Below are 19,522 nucleotides of genomic sequence, written 5' to 3'. Positions count from 1 at the left end.
TCGCCTCTCTCCGCGAAGCAGGATCAGCGAGATCAGGATCGTAGGGTGGGCAAAGGCGCACTTGCGCCGTGCCCACCATCTCACCAACATTGCGATAGAAGCGTGGGCACGCTTCGCTTTGCCCACCCTACGATACTGCCGCCGTCCTTGCGGGGAAGGAGAGAAGTCACGCCCGGCTCTCAGCCGCCACCCTTGAGCCGTTCATTGCGGCGGCGCAGGCCTTCGAGGGTGGCGAGGAGGATCACCGAGACCGTCGTCAAAATGACCGCCGCTGCCGTGATCGTCGGGCTGATGTTCTCGCGGATGCCGCTGAACATTTCGCGCGGCAGGGTGCGCTGTTCCGGACCTGCCATGAACAGAACGATTACCACCTCGTCGAAGCTGGTCGCGAAGGCGAACAATGCACCCGAAGCGAGGCCGGGCAGGATCAGCGGCAGGATCACACGGCGGAACGCCTCGAGCGGCGAGGCGCCGAGCGAGGCGGCGGCGCGGGCCAGATTGGTGTCGAAGCTCTGCAGCGTCGCGCCGACCGTGATCACGACGAAAGGCGTCGCCAGCGCGGTGTGGGCCAGGATCAAGCCGAGATAGCTGCCGGTCAGTCCGATCGGCGCGAAGAAGAAATACAGGCCGACCGCGGTGATGACACCGGGGACGACGACCGGCGACAGCACGAAGGCCAGCACGAGCGGTTTGAACCGGCTCTTCCACTGCGCCAGACCGAGCGCGGCCAGCGTGCCGAGCACCATGGACAGCAGCGTCGAGGCGACGCCGATGATCATGCTGTTCTTCAGCGAATTCATCCAGCGCGGCGAATTGAGGAAGTCGTCGTACCAACGCAACGACAGGCCCGGCAGCGGATAGGTCAGGTACGAGCCCGAGCTGAAGGACAACGGCATGATCGCCAGGATCGGCGCGATCAGGAAGATGAACACCAGCGTGGAGACAATGATGGTCGCGGTCCACGCGATGCGCTGGCTGGGCGTGCGGAGGGAAGCATTGTCGCTCAATTCTTCATCCCTCCCGTGACCTGCTGGCCCTGCACCAGCTTGCCATAGACGAGCGCCAGCAGAAGAGTGGCGAGCAGCAGCACCGCACCGAGCGCCGAAGCAAGGCCCCAATTGGCGGTTTCGGTGGTGTAGAGCGCGATGAAGTAGCTGATCATCTGATCGGCGGCGCCGCCGACGAGCGCAGGTGTGATGTAATAGCCGAGCGCCAGGATGAAGACGAGCAGGCTTCCCGCGCCGATGCCGGGCAGGGTCTGCGGCAGGTAGATCCGCAGGAAGGCGGTGACCGGTGGCGCGCCGAGCGAGGCCGCGGCACGCATGTAAGCCGGCGAGATCGCCTTCATGCTGCTGTAGAGCGGCAGGATCATGAATGGCAGGAGAACGTGGGTCATCGCCACGCAGACGCCGAAGCGGTTGTAGATCAGGCGCAACGGCTCGTCGATGATGCCGAGCCAGTGCAGGCTGTCGTTCACGACGCCCTTGCTCTGCAGCAGCACGATCCAGGCGCAGGTGCGGACCAGGAGCGAGGTCCAGAACGGCAGCAGGACGAAGATCATCAGCAGGTTCGAGCGGCTCGGCGGCAGCGTCGCCAAGAGGTAGGCGACCGGGAAGCCGAGGATCAGGCAGAGTACGGTGACGCTGAGGCTGATGATGAAGGTGCGGGTGAACAGGCTGCGATAGATGGCCTGGTCCGTCGGGGCCGCGACGATCACGCCGTCGACGTTCCTGACAAGGTCGAGCGCCGCCAGAAGGTAGAAGCCCGTGACCGGGCCACTGGCATCCCGGATTGTCGTCCAGGTCGTGCGTTCGCGCCAGGCCGGATTGATCTTGCCCAGCGTCTCCTTGGCCGTGCCGGGCTCGGGCATCGTCTTCAGATTGCGCGCCGTGCTGGTCAGGATCGTGCGAAAACCGTTGAGTGCGTAGTTCAGCCGCTTGGCCGCAATCGCAATGGTGCCGGAGGCGCGCGCCGCCATGATGTCGCTTGCCAGCGCAGCAAAGGCTTCTTCGTCCGGCAGGTCCTTGCCGTCCCAGCTGGCGAGAGCGGCGATCGTCTGGGGCAGAACCTGACGCACTTCCCGGTCATCGACCGCGCGCCACAGCATGCCGGCGATGGGGCCTGCGAAGGTGAAGAGCAGGAAGACGAGAAGCGGCGCGACCAGCGCCAATGCCTTGACCTGGCGTGCCCGCTCCGCGCGCCTCAATCGGCGCTTGAGCGGCACCTCGGTCGACGCATTGGCACCGGACAGGGACGCATCCGTCATTCGTCGAGCCTTGCCGGGCGCGCTACTTCGCGGCCCATTTGTTGAAGCGTTCGGTCAGGCGGTCGATGTTCTCGAGCCAGAACGCAACGTTGATCTCGACCGCATTCTTGATGTTGTCAGGCGCCGTCGGCAGGTCCTTCAGAACGGCCGGCGCGAGCCGTCCGGCTGCGTCCTTGTTCGAGGTGCCATAGGAGATATTCTCCGACAGTTTCGACTGGTTCTCCGCCTTGCCTGCGAAGTCCAGGAACTTGTAGGCGGCGTCCTTGTTCGGGCTGCCCTTCAGGATGACCCAGCTGTCGAGCGTGAACAGCGCGCCGTCCCAGACCATGCCGAAGTTCTTCTTCTCGTTCTTGTTCGCTGTGTCGATGCGGCCATTGTAGACCGAGGTCATCGCGACTTCTCCGGAGGCGAGCAGTTGCGGCGGCTGGGCGCCGGCCTTCCACCACACGATGTCGCCCTTGATGGTGTCGAGCTTCTTGAACGCGCGCTCGACGCCTTCGTCGGTCGCCAGCACCTTGTAGACGTCCTTCGGCGCGACGCCGTTGGCCATCAGAGCGATCTCCAGCGTGGTCTTCGGGCCCTGACGCAGGGCGCGCTTGCCCGGAATCTTCTTGGTGTCGAAGAAGTCGGCCCAGCCCTTGGGCGCTTCCTTCAGCTTGTCCTTGTCATAGCCGAGAACAAAGTCATAGAGGATGGCGCCGACGCCGCACGGATTGACCGACGGCGGGATGTAGGCCGCCTCGCCGCCGATCTTGGAATAGTCCAGCTTCTCGAACAGGCCTTCCTCGCAGCCGACCGCGAGTTCGTCGCTCTCGACCTGGACGACGTCCCAGGTGGCGGCGCCGCCCTGCACCTTGGCACGCAGCACGCCGACGCCGCCGTCCCAGGATTCATCGTTCATGGCAATTCCGGCCGCCTTCTTGAACGGCTCGAAATAGGCCTTCTTCTGGGCATCCTGATACGCGCCGCCCCACGACACGACGGTGAGGTCGCGCGCCTGCCCGACCGTGGCCAGCGCGGCGCTAGCGGTGAAGGCCGCGGCGAAACCCAGAGCAATCTTGCCAATCTTGCGCTTCAGCATGGTCATGGTTCCTTCTTCATGTGCGTTGCGTTGAGTTCGATCGCTGGATCAGACGGGATCGAGGGCGAGGCAGTCCTCGGGGTGAAAGGTGACGAGCACGTTTGCACCGTGTGTCAGGCTGTCATGTGCGCCGGGCTGAAGCTTGACCATGAACTCGGCATTCCCCGAGACATCGAGCACGGCCAGCGCGTGGTCGCCGAGATAGATAGTGTTCTGCACCCTGGCCGGCAGCCGGTTCGGTCCGTCGCTGGAGGTGCCGTCCGGGATAATGGTGATCCGCTCCGGCCGCACCGACAGCGAGGTCGATGCGCCCGCGCCTGATACATTGACCGCCCGTGCGGTGACAGTGCCGCCGCCAGCCAGCGCGACGCGGCAATAGTCCTTGTCGACCGTCTCGACGGTGCCGGCCAGCACATTGTTCTCGCCGATGAAATGGGCGACGAAGCTGTTCACCGGATGCTCATACAGCGCGTCGGGCTTGTCGATCTGCTGCACGATGCCGTCGTTGAACACGGCGATGCGGTCCGACATGGTGAGCGCTTCACTCTGATCGTGGGTGACGTAAACGACGGTGATGCCCATCGTCTCGTGCAGTTGCTTGATCTCCAGCTGCATCTGCTCCCGCAGGCGCTTGTCGAGAGCGCCCAGAGGCTCGTCCATCAGCACGAGCTGCGGATTGAAGACCAGCGCGCGGGCCAGCGCCACGCGCTGCTGCTGACCGCCGGACAGCTGTCCGGGCCGCCGGTGCGCCAGGTTTTCCATCTTGATCATGCGTAACGCCGATCCAACGCGTTCCTGCACGTCCGCCTTGTTCGTCTTGCGAACGGATAGCGGGAAGGCAATATTCTCCGCGATCGTCAGGTGCGGAAACAAGGCATAGTTCTGGAACACCATGCCGATGTCGCGCTTGTGCGGCGGCATGTTCTTGATCGGCCGGCCAGCGAGGTAGATCTCGCCATGGGTCGGGACCTCGAAGCCGGCCAGCATCATCAGCGTGGTCGTCTTGCCCGAGCCCGACGGGCCGAGCAGGGTGATGAACTCGCCCTTCCTGATGTCGAGATCGAGGTTCTTCACCACGAGATGCTCGCCATCATAGGTCTTCTGAATGCCGGAAAAGCGCACCAGTGCCGGCGCAGGCGTGACCATGCCGGCTTCCATGTTGACCTCGCGTTTACCCACTACAGTGCTGTCGGCACCTCATTCGAGGTTGCGAGGAACAGCTTAGCATCCTCCGATCAGAATGCCAGCGGCGCAACCGATCAAGAGGCGTCCAAGCGCGGCGAATGAAGGCGAGCTACATCCCCGACAGCTTCGTCACCGACACATTCAGCGTGCCGCCGGCTTCCGCGACCACGCGCAGCGTCTTGGAATCGAAGGCAATGTCGGCCAGCGTCAGGCTGTCGATCTTGGCGTCGACCTTGACGCCGTCCTCGCTTTTCTGGAAGTCGGCGATGACGCCAGCGATCTTCTCGCGCGCGTTGGCGGCGATCGGCTTCAGGTCGAGCGTCGCCCTCTGCAGCAGTGCTTGCTGCATCTGCGGCACCACCGCGCGCGCCGCGGCGCCCAGCAGGCCGAAGGCGGCTTCCGATTCCACAGCAAGCTGGATGTCGGTGAGCCGCAGCGTCTGCTGCCCCTGGTCGAGCACCGGCCGGCCCCAGATGTGCACGGTCGCCTCGGCGCCGAGACCGAGCCAGCTCTTCTTTTCCTTGGCGCGCACCAAAAGCGAGATCAGCAGGCGCTCGCCCGACGGGACCACGTTGACGCTCTTGACGGTCACGTCGACCGGGCCGGAGCCGTCCTCGGGATAGGTGTGGCCGACCATCTGCGCGGCGATCAGCTTGTTGATCTCGGTGAAGGGCACGTCGATGGGTACGCCGATGCTCACGCCGGTGCCGGTCGGCGGCACGATCGAGATCTTGTCGGGGAACGGGCAGTCCGGCTTGGTCTGCGTCGACGTCACGCGCGTTTCCGCTTCCAGGCCCATCAGCAGCGTCACGGCCTGGGCATCGACGCGCGGCTGCGCGGCAATGGCGCGGATCGGCTTCATCTCCAGCCAGAGCGGCGGAAGCGCGGCCGAGGAGCTCGAGCCCTGCAGCGGGATTGAGCGGCAGGCCTTGGCCCATTGCAGCTTCGCATTCTCGCGCAGGCTCGGATCGTTGCGGATGCGTTCGGAGACGATGTTGATCTGCTCGCCGACATTCTTGTCGATCAGCGGCTTGACCTGCGCCGGCACGTTGACCTTGGCGCCGGCGACGTTGAGGTTGGTGTCGCCGAGATTGACCTGGGCGCCGAGATTGGGCTCGAGATGCCAGTTGGCCGCGAGCTTTGGCCGCGAAGTGACGATCACGTTGCCCTTGATCTCAGCGCTGGCGTTGAGATTCTTGATATTGACCGCGCCGATCCGTTTCGCTGCGTCACCGCCGAGCACGCCGCTGAGCGCATCGCCGAGCGCGCCGGTGGCTTTCGAGGACAGCGAGCCCGTCACGTTCAGCTTGCCGCTGAGCGGTGTCGAGATCGTCAGCACGTCCTTGTCGCCGGCAGCTGCCATCGGCCCGCGCACGGCGGTCCAGCCGATGTCGGCGTTCTCCAGGATTTGCGAGATCGGGTTGTCGGCCTTCCCTGCGAAATTGCGCGGGGCGGCCTTCTCGGCCTGGTCGCGGATCGCCGACAGCGCGATGGCGACCGGCGCCACGACGATCGAGCTCTTCGCGACCGGCGGCAACGGCGGCAGTTGCGCCACCGGCGGCGCGGAATTCGTCGCGCGCGGCGACAGCCAGTCCATGGCCTTCAAGCTGATGAAGAACGACGCCGCGAGCACTACGACGGCGATCGTGATGGTCTTCAGATTCAACGTCAGTCGCATCGATCCCCCAAGCCGCCCCGGCAGGGATTCTACAGGGCAGGCGAGGAGGGCGCTAGAGCGCACCGATGGGGTGGAATTGGGGCGAACGGGCTAACGGCAGCGACCGCATCGCTGCCGTGCATTCAGGCCCCGCGCCGGGGACGGCGGACCGCTCTCACATTGCCGTTAGCGCCACCGCCGCAGAAGAAGCGGTCGCCGCCGTCGGACTCCAGTCCTGACACCATCGTCCCCGCCGGCAGGTCGAGCTGTTCGAGTACCTTGCCCGTGTCAGGATCGATCCGCCTTATATCGCTATCCTCGCCCTCCCAGGTGCCGTGCCAGAGCTCGCCGTCGACCCAGGTCACCCCGGTCACGAACCGCTTGCTCTCGATGGTGCGAAGGACCTTGCCCGTGTCCGGATCGACCTGATGGATCTTGCGCTCGCGATATTGCCCGACCCACAGCGAGCCCTCGGCCCAGGCCAGGCCGGAATCGCCACCGCCACCCGGCGCAGGAATGCTGGCGAGCACCTTGCCCGAGGCCGCATCGATCTTCTGGATGCGATCCTCGGCGATCTGGAACAGGTGCCGGCCGTCGAACGCCGTTCCCGCATGCGCGGCGACATCGAGGGAGCGCGCGACCTTGCCGCTATCAGGATCGATCGCATTCAACTTGTCGCCGGATGCGAACCAGACATGGCTGCCGTCATAGGTGACGCCATGCACGGCCTCGACGCCGGCAAAAGGTCCGTACTCCCTGATGATCTCGGCGGCTGAACGCTTCATGTGATCGCTCCCTGTGATGTGCTCCTACCTTACGTCTTCAGGAGCGGTCCCGGGAGTAACAAGCCTGTCGGGAAACCCGGGACAGGCGGCGTCATCCAGCGCCGCGCCCGCCCATGTCCGAACGACTGCACCTTGTTCGATCGCGCCAACTCGTCGAGCGCGCGTTGCACCGTGCGCGCACTGGTTCCCAGCGCCAGCGCGAGCGCCGAGCTCGACCACGGCTCGCCGTCGGAGAGGAAGGCGAGGACAGCGGCGTGCTTCTCCTCGACGGGCCGCGCCAGTACCATGACCTGCCGCGTCTTGCGCGGCGTCAGTTCAAAACCCTGCTTCGTCGCAGTCACATCGGCCACAGGCTTGAGCTTGGCGCGGAGGCGGCCGATCTCCACGCGCAAGCGCGCGCGGTGCGATTCATCGACGTGCCTCGCCTGAAACGCCCCAGCCATCAGCGCCTCTCGCGAGACGTCCGCGGGCCAGGCCTGCGCCAGGATGCGGGCGAGTGCGAACAGCACCGGGCGGGTTCCGAGCGAGACGATCCTGCCCCGCCTGCGCACCGAATGATGGAACGTGTCTACGACCAGTGCGTCCGAAGCCGCGAGCGCCTCGACCTGCTCCAGCAGCAACGGACGTTCGTTGCCATGCGTGATCAGGCGTGCTGCGGGCGTATCGAGCACGCGGTTCGTGCTCTCGACCTCGGCTGTCAGCCCGGGGATGCCCGCCAGGCTCGCTGCGTGGGTTGCCCGGGCAAGCGCCGCGCGCGCGTCTTTGGTTCTGAGCCGCCGTATTGCGATGCCGGCGACCACGAGCTCGCGGACGACCTGCGGGGCAGGCGGCAGCGGGGAGGTGCCAAGCTCGGCGAGGATACGCTCGGCTTCGTCGAGCCGTCCGACGAGAAGAAGACGGCGTGCCTCGATGTGGCCTGCATGCGTGGCATTGGCGACATCGCCGTGCTTTTCGAGCGTCGTCCGTGCCGCCGCGAGCGTCTTCGTCGGCCAGCTCAGATCGCGCGAAACCAGCGCGATCTCGGCTTCGGCCACCACGCATCTCGCGCGCGCCACCGCCTCGCGCGGACCGAAGGCGCGCGCGGCGCTTCGCAGCAGCGTCTTCGCCTTTGCGAGATCGCCGAGCTGCGCCATCGCGATGCCGCGCAGCGCGAGCGACGGCGCATCGTTGCGCAACGCAACGCGGTTCAGCGCGCCGAGCGGATCGCCGGCCTCGAGCGCGCGCGCTGCGGCCGTGATCAGCGACTCCATGTCAATCCCGCCACACTTGTTACTCCCACCGCGCAACCACGAGGTGCCAGAATTCGTTGACGGCCGACAAGGTGCGGTGAAGGGCGAGCGGTTCCGCGAGACGCGGAGTGATCGCCCAGGCAAGACGTCAGGCAAGAGATTCGGAGAGTCATGATGACATTAGCCCAAAACGAACGGAACAACGGACAGGCCGACATGCAAACACCGCCGGTGGTGTCGCCGCAGGATTGGGAGGCCGCCCGTCAGCAACTGCTCGTGAAGGAAAAGGCGCATACCCGTGCCCGCGACGCCCTAGCCGCCGAGCGCCGGCGCATGCCGTGGATGGAAGTGAGCAAAACCTATGCGTTCGAGGGGCCCGGCGGCAAGGTCAGCCTGCTCGACCTGTTCCAGAGCCGACGGCAGCTGATCGTCTACCGCGCCTTCTTCGAGCCCGGCGTGTTCGGCTGGCCTGATCACGCCTGCCGCGGCTGCTCCATGGTGGCCGACCAGGTCGCCCACGTCGCGCATCTCAACGCTCGCGACACCACGCTGGTGTTCGCCTCGCGGGCGCCGCAAGCCGACATCATCAGGCTGAAGAAGCATATGGGCTGGACCATGCCGTGGGTCACCGTCACCGACAGCTTTGATGCCGATTTCGGCGTCGACGAATGGCACGGGACGAACGTGTTCTACCGCGACGGCGACCGCATCTTCCGCACCTATTTCATCAAGAGCCGCGGCGACGAGCAGATGGGCGGCACCTGGAATTATCTCGACATCACGCCGCTCGGCCGCCAGGAGGTCTGGGAAGACTCGCCAAAAGGCTATCCGCAGACGCCGACCTACAAATGGTGGAACTGGCACGACAGCTACACCGAAGGCGCGGCGCCCGACCAGAAGTGGGTCGAGATCTCGGACGCCGGCGAGAAGGCGTTTCGTCAGGAGGCGGCGGAAGGTCGTGACTAGTGCCGCCAGCCTTGCCAGATGGCTCGGCCTCGCGGCCACGCCGACCTTTGCGATCATGGCCGGGCTGACGGCCATGATCGGCGGCGGTCAGGCGGACATGCTGTGCGCCGCCGGGCGCGGGTCTTCGCTCGGCGAGATGGTGCCGATGTATCTGCTGATGAGCGCGTTTCATTCAGCGGCGTGGCTGCGATTGATCTCAGAGAGGACCGGCGGATGAGCGATTTCCGCCGGTGTGAACGCCTCGTCCTTCGAGGCGACCGCTTCGCGGTCTCCTCAAGGATGAGGCTAACTGGCATTCGCGCCCTGGTGCAATAGCTGCGTGAGCACGAGCTGCCGCACACTCCGCCCTCATCCTGAGGGCCCGCCGCAGGCGGGCGTCTCGAAGGATGCGCTGAGATTTCGAATGCAAGCCTCACACGCGGCGCCCACGCGACTATTGCCCGCCCGCCGCCTGCAGATACGCCACCACCTTCGCCGCGTCCTCCGCCGAGACGCCGCCATAGGGCTGCATCTTATTGCCCGACACCACCTCGTCCGGTTTGACCATGAAGCGCGTGAGCTTGTCCTGGTCCCAGACGAAGCCGGCCTCTTTCATCGAGGACGAGTAGTTGTAGTCCGGCAGCGAGCCGGCCTTGCGTCCCACGATCTTGTTGAGATTGGGACCGAGGCGATTGTCGCCTTCCTTCACGGAATGGCAGGTGCGGCAGGAATTGTTGAAGGCCTGCTGAGCTGCCGCGTCGCTCGCCGGCTGCTGCGCGAGCGAGGAGGGTACGGACACGAGCAGCGTTAACGCTCCGGCACCGGCGACTGGGCGCAGCCACTGATACGGCGAGGATTGCAGGCGTGGTTGCATTTGCGCCTCCATCGGGGACCCGCGCCGCAGCAAGCGCGCGCCGGAATGTCGAGGGCAAACGAAGGCGGCCCCGGGGATGTTCCGGGGCCGTTTGCGTCACAATGTCCTGTCGGTTCAGCGCGTCGCGGTTCCGAGCTCCGCGCGCCGTTCCGTCATCGGCAGCACAATCACCTTGGTGCCGACGTTGACGCGGGAGTAGAGGTCGGAAACGTCATCATTGGTCAGGCGGATGCAGCCGGAGGAGACGCGCTTGCCGATGGTGTCGGGGGCGTTGGTGCCGTGGATGCGGTAGATGGTGCCGCCGAGATACATGGCGCGGGCGCCAAGCGGGTTGCCGGGGCCACCGGCCATGTGGCGCGGCAGATAGGGCTGGCGGGCGATCATTTCCGGCGGCGGGGTCCAGGCCGGCCACTCGGCCTTCCTGGTGACGGACTGCGTGCCCGACCAGGTGAAGCCGTCGCGGCCGACGCCGATGCCGTAGCGCAGCGCCTGGCCGCCTCCGAGCACATAATAGAGATAGGTGTTGGGCGTATCGATGATGATGGTGCCCGGCGCCTCACGCGTCGCGTAGGAGACGGTCTGGCGGCGGAAGCGCGCCGGCATCTCCACGGCGTCCTGGTCCTCGGACGGCTCGGTCTGATAGGTCGGCGCCTGGTATGGCTGATAGGGCTGGATCGGCTGCGGCGCGGCGAACGGCGGCAGCGGCTGGAAGAAGGGGAAGAGCTGCACCGGCGCGGCCTTGGCGCTACCCGCGAATGCGATCGCGGAGACCGCGACTGCACTGAGCGCAACGGCGCGCGAAAACGTCTTGAACGTATCCAGATTGAACATGTGATCGCCCCTGTTTGCTCGGTGGTTTCGGCCACCGCGGCACCGTTGCGGTGCTCTGTTGCTGAGATCACTAACCGCAAAACGTTTCGGGACATTTGCGCGGAAAACCGAAAACGGTTTCACGGCGGCAAGGATTGTTTCATGACAGTTTCGTGGCCGCAGGTGCCCGTTAACGAACAAAACGGTGGGCCGACACTTCTGTGACGTCACACGCCTGAAATATCCTTCGTTGATGGTCGGAAACCGAGAATCATCAAACTCTCGGGATTTCCCCATGCGGGTATTAATCGCGACTGACGCCTGGCATCCCCAGGTTAACGGTGTGGTCCGCACCCTGACCTCGCTGGCGAATGCCGCCAAGGCCCTCGATGTCGAGATCGACTTCCTGACGCCGGACGGCTTTCCGTCCTGGCCGCTGCCGACCTATCCGGGCCTGCGCATCGCGCTGCCGAGTGGAAAGGAGATCGCGCGGCGGATCGAGAAGGCTGCGCCGGACGCGCTCCACATCGCGACCGAAGGTCCGATCGGCTGGGCCGCGCGAGCCTATTGCCGTCGCAACCGGCTTGCCTTCACCACGTCCTACACGACGCGCTTTCCCGAATATGTCTCGGTGCGGACCGGCATCCCCGCCGCCGTCGGTTATGCCGTGCTGCGCCACTTCCATGATGCCGCCGCGATGACGATGGTGGCGACGCCCTCGCTGCGGCAGGAGCTCTCCGAGCGCGGCTTCAAGCGGCTCGGCTTCTGGACGCGCGGCGTCAACACCGAGCTGTTTCATCCCGACTCGCCGGCACGGCTCGATCTGCCGGGGCCGATCTTCATGACCATGGGCCGGGTCGCGGTAGAGAAGAATCTCGAAGCGTTTCTCTCGCTCGATCTGCCCGGCACCAAGGTGGTCGTGGGCGACGGCCCGCAGAAGGCGGCGCTCCAGAAGAAATATCCGGAGGTGGTGTTCCTCGGCGAGAAGAAGGGCGCGGATCTCACCGCGCATCTCGCCGCCGCCGACGTGTTCGTGTTTCCGAGTCTGACCGATACGTTTGGCGTGGTGCAGCTGGAGGCGCTGGCCTGCGGCACGCCGGTTGCGGCGTTTCCCGTGACGGGTCCCAAGGACGTCATCGCCGATCATCCGATCGGCGCGATCGACCACGATTTGCGTACCGCGTGCCTGCGCGCGCTCACCATGTCGCGCGAGACCTGCCGTAACTTCGCGCTGGAGCGTTCCTGGGAAAACAGCGCGCGCCAGTTCGTCGGCAATCTCACCTCACTTCAGCCCAGCCGCGCCTTGCGCGCCTCGCCTCGGATGGCGCGGCGGCCGGTGCGCGGTTGATCCCAAACGTCTGACCCACAGCGAGAACCTCATCGATGGCTAAGATCATGAACCTTGACGGCACCCAGCAGCTCGATCTCACCCGTGGCACGGTCGAGCAGGCCTATGACCGCTGGGCGCCCGTCTACGATCTCGTGTTCGGCGGTGTGTTCGCCAAGGGCCGGCAGGCGGCGATCGCGGCCACCAACAAGATCGGCGGCCGCGTGCTCGAGGTCGGCGTCGGCACCGGCATCTCGCTGCCGCTCTATGCACCGAACCTGCGCATCTTCGGCACCGACATCTCGGAAGCGATGCTCGACAAGGCGCGCCAGCGCGTCACCGAAGGCAAGCTGAAGAACGTCGAAGGCCTCGCGGTGATGGACGCCGAGAAGCTCGAATTCCCCGACAATTCCTTCGACGTCGTGATGGCGCAATATGTCGTCACCGCGGTGCCGAACCCCGAGAAGGCGCTCGACGAATTCGCCCGCGTGCTGCGGCCCGGCGGCGAGCTGATCATCCTCACCCGCGTCAGCGCCGATGCCGGCATGCGCCGCTTCATCGAGCAGAAGCTGCAGCCGGTGGTGCGTCCGCTCGGCTTCCGCACCGCCGAGTTCGCCTGGTCGCGCTATGCCCAATGGCTGGCCGGCGCCCACGGCATCGAGCTCGCCGAGCGCCGCCTGATTCCGCCGCTCGGCCATTTCTCACTGGTGCGCTTCCGCAAGGTCGACGTCGCGAAAGCGGCGTGAGCTGAAGCTCACGCGTCGCGTGCGTCATCGCGCCGCTGCACATCGTCACATGACAAAATGATGATGTCACACGGCCTACATCGAATCCCTGTAATCCCGTACCCGAAAGCATTTTGGGGGAGAGCATGATCAAGAATTATCTCGAGCAGCTGCGGATCCAGCGCTGGGACGACCATCGCTACTATCACCACAGCCGCATCAACCAGAGCCTGCACTTCATCAGCGCGCTGAGCTTTCTCTTCGCCTATGTCTGGCTGTTCATCGACCCTGTCGTCTCCGCGCTGGTCGGCTGGCTGGTCTCGATGACCTCGCGCCAGGCCGGTCACTTCTTCTTCGAGCCGCACGGCTACGACCACATCAACCAGGCCACCCACGAGCACAAGGAAGAGATCAAGGTCGGCTACAATCTTCAGCGCAAGGTGGTGCTGATGGCGATCTGGGCGGCTTCGCCCCTGGTGCTGTTCGCCGATCCCTCGCTGTTCGGCCTGTTCACCCCCTGGGCGAGCGCGACCGACTTCATGCGGCAGGTTGCCAAGATCTGGCTCGTGGTCGGCGGCGGCGGTCTGTTGTTCCGCACCGTGCACCTGTTCTTCATTCGCGACGTCGAGACCGGCCTCGTCTGGATGACCAAGATCCTGACCGATCCCTTCCACGATCTGATGCTCTATCGCAGCGCGCCGCTCGCCCTGATGCGCGGCGAGCTGATGGACCCCGGCCTGCACCTCAATCCCGAGCACACGCTGGGCCTCATCGGCGAGCCCACGCTCGAAGAGCAGCACGCCTGACACGGCCGTTGCCCGGATCGCGAATGTCCATGGCCTACGTCATGCCCGGGCTTGTCCCGGGCATCCACGTCTTGGGGGCTGCTCCTTCACCTCTCCCCGCGCGCGGGGAGAGGTCGAATTTGCGCGTAGCGCAAATTCGGGTGAGGGGTGCTATCCACAGGGGCGCTACTAGCTGGCTGTCCGCCAACTCTCACCGCGCGCGCAGAGAGTCCCCCTCACCCCAACCCTCTCCCCGCAAGCGGGGCGAGGGAGAAGGGCGGGCGGTGATCGGGGGTGAGAGTGAGAAAGCCTCAGCGCCCGAAGCGCTTGGCCAGCATCTCTTTCAAGATCTGCCGCTTGATGTTCTTGTTGGTGAGCACGCCATCGTGCCACCAGAAGCCGTCGGCCTTCATCTTCCCGGCGGCGCGGACGAAGCGCTCGGCGACTTCGCTGAAGTCGGCGTCGGTGTAGTTCAGGCTGAAGATCAGCCGGCCGGTGCCGACCCAGCTCAAGGACAGGCCTTCGGCGCGCAGGTAATATTGCAGCATCCAGTTGTAGCGGGACGGGGTGGTGTATTTCACCGTCCAGATCGACGAGAAGTTGGCGAACCGTACTGGCAGGCCGGCGTCGGTCATCATCTGGTTGAGTTTCTGCGCGCGGCCGTTCCAGGTCGCATCCAGCCCGTCATAGATGGCGCGGAAATTCGGGGAGGCGAGGCGGCTCAAAAACTCGTCCATCGCCGTCATGACGTACGGATGCGAGTTGAAGGTGCCGCGGGCGAAGCAGACGTCGGCGGGGCGGTCGTCGCGGAAGCGGCGCATCAATTCCTTCTTGCCGCAGACCACGCCGACCGGCAGGCCGCCGGCGAGGCTCTTGCCGTAGGTCACCATGTCGGCGCGCACGCCGAAATATTCCTGGGCACCGCCGGCGGCGAGACGGAAGCCGACGAAGACCTCGTCGAAGATCAGCACGATGCCGCGCTCGGTGCAGACTTCACGCAGCCTCGTGAGCCATTCGGTGTAGGCCGCGCGATTGAAATTGCCGCCGCGAGACGAGTCGACCAGCGAGGAATCGCCGGGCGCGTTGGCGTTGGGATGCAGGCCCTGCAGCGGGTTGACCAGCACGCAGGCGATGTCCTTGCGCGTGCGCAGGACGTGCAGCGTCTTCTCCGACATCTCGGCGAGGGTGTAGGTCTCGTGCGCCGGAATCGGGTTGCCGACGCCGGGCTGCACGTCGCCCCACCAGCCGTGATAGGCGCCGGCGAAGCGAACCAGATGCGTGCGCTTGGTGTGGTAGCGCGCCAGCCGCACCGCCTGCATCACGGCCTCGGTGCCGGACATGTGGAACGAGACTTCGTCGAGGCCGGAGATCTGGCGGAGCCGCTGCACGTTCTCGAGGATGACGGGATGGTAGGGGCCGAGCACGGGGCCGAGTGCATGCGCCCGCTTCTCGGCGCCCTCGATGCACTCCTTGTAGAAGTCGTTGCCGAAGATGTTGACGCCGTAGGAGCCCGTGAGGTCGTAGGAGGTGTTGCCGTCGACGTCCGTGACGGTGACGCCGCGCGAGGACTCCATGAAGGTCGAGGTGCCCAGGTGCTCGCGGACGAGACGCGAGAACTGGAACGGCACGCGGTAGCTCTCGGTGAAGTTCAGGTCGGAGATCGTTTCCGCCGCTTCCTTCGTCATCGCGCGACCCCTGGGGTAGCGCTCGGCGTAAAGCTTGGCGAGGCGGAAGAAGGCGTCCTTACGCTGCGCCACCACGTTATCAGGCGCGCCGTCGCAGCCGAAATATTTGTCGCCCTCGAATTCGTAGAACGGGAGCAGCTTTGCCACCCGGCGCGACATCTTGGAGTGCCCGGCGAGCGACCGGTGCTTGGCGCGGGACAATTCGACCCGCGCCTTGATCTTCGGGAGGACGGCGGCAGCAGACGCTGCGGCGGCCACGGACATCGAGAGAATCGGGAGTGTCGTTTCCATGACAACAAGCGCTAATACTGTGAGCTGACAGATTCATGACAGTCAAAGCCCTCATCGCCTCTTTCACCCAGCAGGAAGACCTCAACTTCCTGTTGACCAACCGCATCCCCCGCGCGGCCCTGACCCGCTTCATGGGCTGGTTCTCCAAGATCGAGAATCCGCTCGTGCGGGACTTCTCGATCGCGCTGTGGAAGCTGTTTTCCGACCTCGATCTGTCCGAGGCGCGCAAGACTCATTTCAGGAGTCTGCACGACTGCTTCACCCGGGAGCTCAAGCCGGGCCTGCGACCCTTTGATCCGGATCCTTCCACTGTCGCCAGCCCCTCTGACGGCATCGTCGGCGCCCACGGGAAGATCGCCGACACCGAGCTGTTTCAGGTCAAGGGCGCGCCCTATTCGCTGCTCGACCTGCTCGGCGATTCCGCACTGGTTGATCAGCATCGCGACGGAAGCTTCGTCACGCTGCGGCTGACCTCGAGCATGTATCACCGCTTCCATGCACCCCATGGTGCGCATATCGAGCGGGTCACGCTGATCCATGGCGATGTCTGGAACGTCAACCCGATCGCCTTGAAGCGGGTCGAGCGTCTGTTCTGCAAGAACGAGCGCGCCGTGATCCGGACGCGTCTAGCGACCGGCGAGGCCGTGACGCTGGTGCCGGTTGCCGCGATCCTGGTCGCGAGCATCCGCCTGCACTTCCTCGACATGGTGCTGAACGCGCAGACCCGCGGCCCGGTCAATTTCCCCTGCGACGTCAACGTGGCCAAGGGCGAGGAGCTCGGCTGGTTCGAGCACGGCTCGACCATCATCATCCTCGCGCCCGGCGATTTCACCTTCTGCGACGGCATCGCCGAGGGCACGCGCATTCGCGCCGGTCAAGCGCTGTTGAGGAGAGGATAGCCTTCAATCCGCCGCGTCCGACGCCTATATCGTCCTGTGGGGATGCATAGATCGACACGGATGTGAGTGATGGCGCGAGCGCCGGTCATGGCGGCGGGTGGTATTGTGCTGCGGCGTGGAGCTGTGCCGCTGATCGCGGTCGTGCGCCAGCGCAAGCGCAACGAATGGGTTTTGCCCAAGGGAAAGCTCGACGACGGCGAAACGCCGAAACAGGCCGCGCACCGCGAGGTGCTCGAGGAAACTGGACACGACGTCGCCATCCACGAATTCCTGGGCACGCTCGTCTATCAGTCCGGCGGGCGTTCCAAGGTCGTGCATTTCTGGCGCATGGAAGCTGAGGGCGGTCCGGTCCGCAAGCTGATGAACGACATCAAGGCGGTCGACTGGCTGCCGCTGGACGACGCGCTTTCGCGCCTGTCGCGCGAATATGAGCGCGCCTTTCTGACCCAGATCGGCCCGATCGCGCTTGCGGCAGCGGGGCTGGCGTCGCCGCCCGCGCCCGAGCCGACGCCGCCGCTCGCGGCCGACGATATCGATGCAACGCTGCAGACGCTGACGCCGGCCGAAGCCGCATCCGTCGAGGAGCTGCGGCATGGTCTCCTGCAGAAGGTGAAGGCCTGGCTGCGCGGCGAGGCGTGAGTTGTCTTCACCTCGCCCCGCTTGCGGGGAGAGGTCGGATTGCATCGTAGATGCAATCCGGGTGAGGGCACTCTCCGCGAGTCTCACTGCCACTATTTCTGCGGAAGCAGCCCCTCAGGCGAGGAAGCGCACCGAGCGCGCTCATGCACGCCGAACTTTACCGCCGCTCCTTCTCCTTCGGAGCCGGCGCCGGTTTGCGCGGCGCTACGGGGCGTTGCGCGGCAGGGAGGCGCTGCTGGAAGCCGCCGGGTCGCTGCATGCCCGGCGGTTGGACTGCGGGCGGATGGGCCGGCTGCATGCCGGTGCGCGGCAGTTGCGGCTGCGGATGAGTCCCACCCGGCTGTGACGGCACGACTCCTCCGGGCTGAATCTGCCCACCACGCTGCGGCTGTGTTTGCGGCGTGGCGTTCGGCGGGGTGGCTTGTCCAGGGCGCGTTGGACGCCCTGCACCTTGCTGCTGGCCGTGCTGCGGCTGGCCTTGTTGCTGTTGTCCTCGCGGCAGTTGCCCCTGGCCCGCACGCGGCGTGCCCGGTTGCACGACGCCGCCTTGTCCTTGTTGTCCTTGCCGCTGCGGCTGCTGCGTTCCTTGCCGGCCCGGCGTGCCCGGCTGCTGCTGACCCGGACGGTTGTTCTGACCGGGCTGGCCGTTCGGCCGCTGCGGCTGTTGGCCAGGTGCGGTCGTCGGCCGCAGTTGTTGTTGCTGCGGCGCCTGGGCCGGCCGCGGAATGCGGCTGAGCGCGGTCGGATTGGCGCGGCGGAAGTCACGCTGCTCGGTGACGATCTGGCGGCCCGTGGTTTGCGCCAGATGCACCTGGCCGACGAAACCGCGATCGCGTGCGATCTGTTGCGCGGGAATCGTAATCGGCACCGCGGCGAAGCGCATGATTCCGGCAGTGGCCGCGCCGGGCCGGATCGCAAAGCCGCTCGCGCCTTGCGTCAGCGCGCCGAGCCGCGTGCCGCTGGTGCGGTCGTCGACGTCGATGTGGCCGACGCGGCCGTCGGCGTCGGGATAGAGCTTGATGTTGACGTTGCGCGCGCTGCTCGCTGCCGCGCCTTCAGGCACCTCGACGACGCCGGTGGTGCCGCGGATGCCGAGCGTCGCGGTCGGCGTCGTGATTTTCATGTTACCGGTCTTCGCCACCGCAGCTGCAACGAAGGCCACTGTGCCCTTTCCGACGTCGAATATCCCTGAGTTCTGCTTGCCGCCGTCCTCATAGACGTAATTGTCGATGGTGATCTTCGAGCTGGCTGAAAGATTGAACGTGGTGGCGTCGTCGAAAGTGATGCCGACCGTGGAGTTCGACGAGGTCTGCACCACGTCGTTGAGATAGATGTCGTCGCGCACGCGCAGCGGATAGGAATTCTTGTCGCGGATCACGGTCGCGATGCCCGTGACGGTCGCAACGTTGCCGATCGGCTCGACGGCGGCGGGTTGTGCGTCCGCGGCCGGTGTCGGTGAAGCCGATGGCGTTGGGGAGGGCGCTGGCGCCGGCTGCGCTTGTGGCTGGGCCTGGGCGACTTCGATCGCATCGGATGCGATCGCAACGCTCGCGCCTGCCAGCGGCAATGCCGGCAGCACGAGCGCGAACACGAAGCGGCGCCAGGCCAGCATTGATGTCACGAGGAAGTCCCGGTGAGAACGCGAGGCGAGATCGGTTGATATCAGCCGGGGGGACCTGAATGGTGGATGAACGTGTGTGGCAGGAGGAGGGCCGAACGTTCAGACGTCACGTTCGGTGAGGGATTTGGCGCCGCCTTCTTACTCGTCATTCCGGGGCGCGACGAAGTCGCGAACCCGGAATCTCGAAGTTGTGGTGCGAGTTCGCCGCGCGAGATCCCGGGTTCGATGCTTCGCATCGCCCCGGGATGACACCTGCGGTGTCAGCTCACGCGCTTCCAGGTCTGGCCGCCGCAGAACATGCCGCCGAAGGCGCAACCCTGCACGCGCATCGCATTCGGACCCTTCATCGCGATGGTCGAGTCGTAATTGCGGCCGGAGTCGGGATCGTGGATGCGGCCGCTCCACTTCGAGCCCTCTGGCTTCATGTTGATCAGGATGCGCGCATTGGTCTTTTCGGCATAGCCGCAGAGATTGGCGCCGCACTGCTCGACGCGGACATTGCCCTTGTTCTCTTCGGTGGCCCAGACGCCGATCGGCGTGTTGGCGACCACCACAGGCGCGGCGGCCACAGGGGCCGGAGCGGGCGCCGGAGCAACTGCGACCGGCGCGGGTGCAGGAGCAGGAGCCGCGACGGGCGCCGGCTGCGTATTGGCGTCAAAGCCGACCGACGGCGCGGCAGCAACCGTCGCGGCCGGAGCGGCGGGAGCCGTGACCGCGG

At 65.6% G+C, this 19,522-nt stretch carries 19 protein-coding genes; 7 read left to right on the top strand and 12 right to left on the bottom strand.

The genetic code is table 11. The features are described from left to right. Positions 1-179: 179 nt before the first annotated feature. From XI03_RS04905 to XI03_RS04875, 7 genes are all read right to left on the bottom strand, one after another. Positions 180-1,007 (bottom strand): ABC transporter permease, encoded by an 828-nt coding sequence (locus XI03_RS04905; RefSeq protein WP_271591492.1) that lies wholly within the window; start codon positions 1,005-1,007, stop codon positions 180-182. Beyond that, a complete protein-coding gene (locus XI03_RS04900; protein ID WP_271591491.1) occupies positions 1,004-2,266 on the bottom strand; it encodes an ABC transporter permease in 1,263 nt (420 codons plus the stop codon). The genes XI03_RS04905 and XI03_RS04900 overlap by 4 nt, the downstream gene beginning before the upstream one ends. Positions 2,267-2,288: 22 nt before the next feature. Continuing rightward, entirely contained in the window at positions 2,289-3,347 is a 1,059-nt protein-coding gene (locus tag XI03_RS04895) for an ABC transporter substrate-binding protein (protein ID WP_271591508.1), read from the bottom strand. A gap of 48 nt (positions 3,348-3,395) precedes the next feature. Continuing rightward, positions 3,396-4,505 (bottom strand): ABC transporter ATP-binding protein, encoded by a 1,110-nt coding sequence (locus tag XI03_RS04890; protein WP_271591490.1) that lies wholly within the window; start codon positions 4,503-4,505, stop codon positions 3,396-3,398. Positions 4,506-4,641: 136 nt separating this feature from the next. Further along, positions 4,642-6,210 (bottom strand): DUF4403 family protein, encoded by a 1,569-nt coding sequence (locus tag XI03_RS04885; protein ID WP_271591489.1) that lies wholly within the window; start codon positions 6,208-6,210, stop codon positions 4,642-4,644. A 122-nt stretch (positions 6,211-6,332) separates the two neighbouring features. Beyond that, positions 6,333-6,974, bottom strand: coding sequence for a Vgb family protein (locus XI03_RS04880; RefSeq protein WP_212475181.1), 642 nt, complete (start codon positions 6,972-6,974; stop codon positions 6,333-6,335). Positions 6,975-7,003: 29 nt separating this feature from the next. Beyond that, positions 7,004-8,224 (bottom strand): helix-turn-helix domain-containing protein, encoded by a 1,221-nt coding sequence (locus tag XI03_RS04875; protein ID WP_271591488.1) that lies wholly within the window; start codon positions 8,222-8,224, stop codon positions 7,004-7,006. A gap of 153 nt (positions 8,225-8,377) precedes the next feature. Between XI03_RS04875 and XI03_RS04870 the strand changes: the two genes are divergently transcribed. Beyond that, the gene (locus XI03_RS04870; RefSeq protein WP_442869695.1) at positions 8,378-9,169 is read left to right on the top strand and encodes a DUF899 domain-containing protein; all 792 of its coding nucleotides are present in this window, start codon (positions 8,378-8,380) and stop codon (positions 9,167-9,169) included. Then, entirely contained in the window at positions 9,162-9,386 is a 225-nt protein-coding gene (locus tag XI03_RS04865; RefSeq protein WP_038971273.1) for a hypothetical protein, read from the top strand. Before XI03_RS04870 ends, XI03_RS04865 begins: the two co-directional genes overlap by 8 nt. Positions 9,387-9,602: 216 nt before the next feature. Here the strand turns inward: XI03_RS04865 and XI03_RS04860 are convergent, their stop codons facing one another. Beyond that, on the bottom strand, positions 9,603-10,022 hold the full coding sequence (locus XI03_RS04860) for a c-type cytochrome (protein ID WP_442869694.1): 420 nt from the start codon (positions 10,020-10,022) through the stop codon (positions 9,603-9,605). A 114-nt stretch (positions 10,023-10,136) separates the two neighbouring features. Beyond that, entirely contained in the window at positions 10,137-10,853 is a 717-nt protein-coding gene (locus XI03_RS04855) for a L,D-transpeptidase (protein WP_095426047.1), read from the bottom strand. A gap of 274 nt (positions 10,854-11,127) precedes the next feature. On the opposite strand from XI03_RS04855, the gene XI03_RS04850 reads away from it, so the two are divergent. The 3 genes from XI03_RS04850 to XI03_RS04840 all read left to right on the top strand — a co-directional run bounded on the left by XI03_RS04850 (position 11,128) and on the right by XI03_RS04840 (position 13,690). Next, entirely contained in the window at positions 11,128-12,180 is a 1,053-nt protein-coding gene (locus XI03_RS04850; RefSeq protein ID WP_028145560.1) for a glycosyltransferase family 4 protein, read from the top strand. A 35-nt stretch (positions 12,181-12,215) separates the two neighbouring features. Next, positions 12,216-12,905 (top strand): class I SAM-dependent methyltransferase, encoded by a 690-nt coding sequence (locus XI03_RS04845; RefSeq protein ID WP_271591485.1) that lies wholly within the window; start codon positions 12,216-12,218, stop codon positions 12,903-12,905. Positions 12,906-13,030: 125 nt separating this feature from the next. Next, the gene (locus XI03_RS04840) at positions 13,031-13,690 is read left to right on the top strand and encodes a hypothetical protein (RefSeq protein ID WP_095426050.1); all 660 of its coding nucleotides are present in this window, start codon (positions 13,031-13,033) and stop codon (positions 13,688-13,690) included. 290 nt (positions 13,691-13,980) lie between these two features. On the opposite strand, the gene XI03_RS04835 is transcribed toward XI03_RS04840, so the two are convergent. Beyond that, on the bottom strand, positions 13,981-15,645 hold the full coding sequence (locus XI03_RS04835; protein ID WP_271591484.1) for an aminotransferase class III-fold pyridoxal phosphate-dependent enzyme: 1,665 nt from the start codon (positions 15,643-15,645) through the stop codon (positions 13,981-13,983). Between the two features lie 35 nt (positions 15,646-15,680). Here XI03_RS04835 and asd point away from each other — a divergent pair, with 35 nt between their 5' ends. Next, positions 15,681-16,544: an archaetidylserine decarboxylase gene (gene asd / locus XI03_RS04830; RefSeq protein ID WP_271591483.1), complete on the top strand. Its 864-nt coding sequence runs from the start codon at positions 15,681-15,683 to the stop codon at positions 16,542-16,544. Positions 16,545-16,613: 69 nt separating this feature from the next. After that, positions 16,614-17,183, top strand: coding sequence for an NUDIX hydrolase (locus XI03_RS04825; protein WP_212475189.1), 570 nt, complete (start codon positions 16,614-16,616; stop codon positions 17,181-17,183). A 157-nt stretch (positions 17,184-17,340) separates the two neighbouring features. Here XI03_RS04825 and XI03_RS04820 read toward each other — a convergent pair whose 3' ends face one another. Further along, positions 17,341-18,795, bottom strand: coding sequence for a FecR domain-containing protein (locus XI03_RS04820; protein ID WP_271591507.1), 1,455 nt, complete (start codon positions 18,793-18,795; stop codon positions 17,341-17,343). A gap of 269 nt (positions 18,796-19,064) precedes the next feature. Then, the coding region (locus XI03_RS04815) for a DUF2147 domain-containing protein (RefSeq protein ID WP_271591482.1) at positions 19,065-19,522 on the bottom strand (458 nt) is incomplete at its 5' end.

The sequence above is a fragment of the Bradyrhizobium sp. CCBAU 65884 genome (assembly GCF_028128835.1).
In the GTDB taxonomy this organism is placed as follows: domain Bacteria; phylum Pseudomonadota; class Alphaproteobacteria; order Rhizobiales; family Xanthobacteraceae; genus Bradyrhizobium; species Bradyrhizobium ottawaense.
The sequence above is the reverse complement of the archived record's forward strand: the minus strand, read 5'-3'. Positions and strand labels throughout refer to the sequence as shown.

Coding starts and splice junctions, on each gene's coding strand:
- XI03_RS04900 (WP_271591491.1), bottom strand. CDS start 2,266: ATGACGGATGCGTCCCTGTCCGGTGCCAATGCGTCGACCGAGGTGCCG.
- XI03_RS04895 (WP_271591508.1), bottom strand. CDS start 3,347: ATGCTGAAGCGCAAGATTGGCAAGATTGCTCTGGGTTTCGCCGCGGCC.
- XI03_RS04890 (WP_271591490.1), bottom strand. CDS start 4,505: ATGGAAGCCGGCATGGTCACGCCTGCGCCGGCACTGGTGCGCTTTTCC.
- XI03_RS04885 (WP_271591489.1), bottom strand. CDS start 6,210: ATGCGACTGACGTTGAATCTGAAGACCATCACGATCGCCGTCGTAGTG.
- XI03_RS04880 (WP_212475181.1), bottom strand. CDS start 6,974: ATGAAGCGTTCAGCCGCCGAGATCATCAGGGAGTACGGACCTTTTGCC.
- XI03_RS04875 (WP_271591488.1), bottom strand. CDS start 8,224: ATGGAGTCGCTGATCACGGCCGCAGCGCGCGCGCTCGAGGCCGGCGAT.
- XI03_RS04870 (WP_442869695.1), top strand. CDS start 8,378: ATGACATTAGCCCAAAACGAACGGAACAACGGACAGGCCGACATGCAA.
- XI03_RS04860 (WP_442869694.1), bottom strand. CDS start 10,022: ATGCAACCACGCCTGCAATCCTCGCCGTATCAGTGGCTGCGCCCAGTC.
- XI03_RS04855 (WP_095426047.1), bottom strand. CDS start 10,853: ATGTTCAATCTGGATACGTTCAAGACGTTTTCGCGCGCCGTTGCGCTC.
- XI03_RS04850 (WP_028145560.1), top strand. CDS start 11,128: ATGCGGGTATTAATCGCGACTGACGCCTGGCATCCCCAGGTTAACGGT.
- XI03_RS04845 (WP_271591485.1), top strand. CDS start 12,216: ATGGCTAAGATCATGAACCTTGACGGCACCCAGCAGCTCGATCTCACC.
- XI03_RS04840 (WP_095426050.1), top strand. CDS start 13,031: ATGATCAAGAATTATCTCGAGCAGCTGCGGATCCAGCGCTGGGACGAC.
- XI03_RS04835 (WP_271591484.1), bottom strand. CDS start 15,645: ATGGAAACGACACTCCCGATTCTCTCGATGTCCGTGGCCGCCGCAGCG.
- asd (WP_271591483.1), top strand. CDS start 15,681: ATGACAGTCAAAGCCCTCATCGCCTCTTTCACCCAGCAGGAAGACCTC.
- XI03_RS04825 (WP_212475189.1), top strand. CDS start 16,614: ATGGCGCGAGCGCCGGTCATGGCGGCGGGTGGTATTGTGCTGCGGCGT.
- XI03_RS04820 (WP_271591507.1), bottom strand. CDS start 18,795: ATGCTGGCCTGGCGCCGCTTCGTGTTCGCGCTCGTGCTGCCGGCATTG.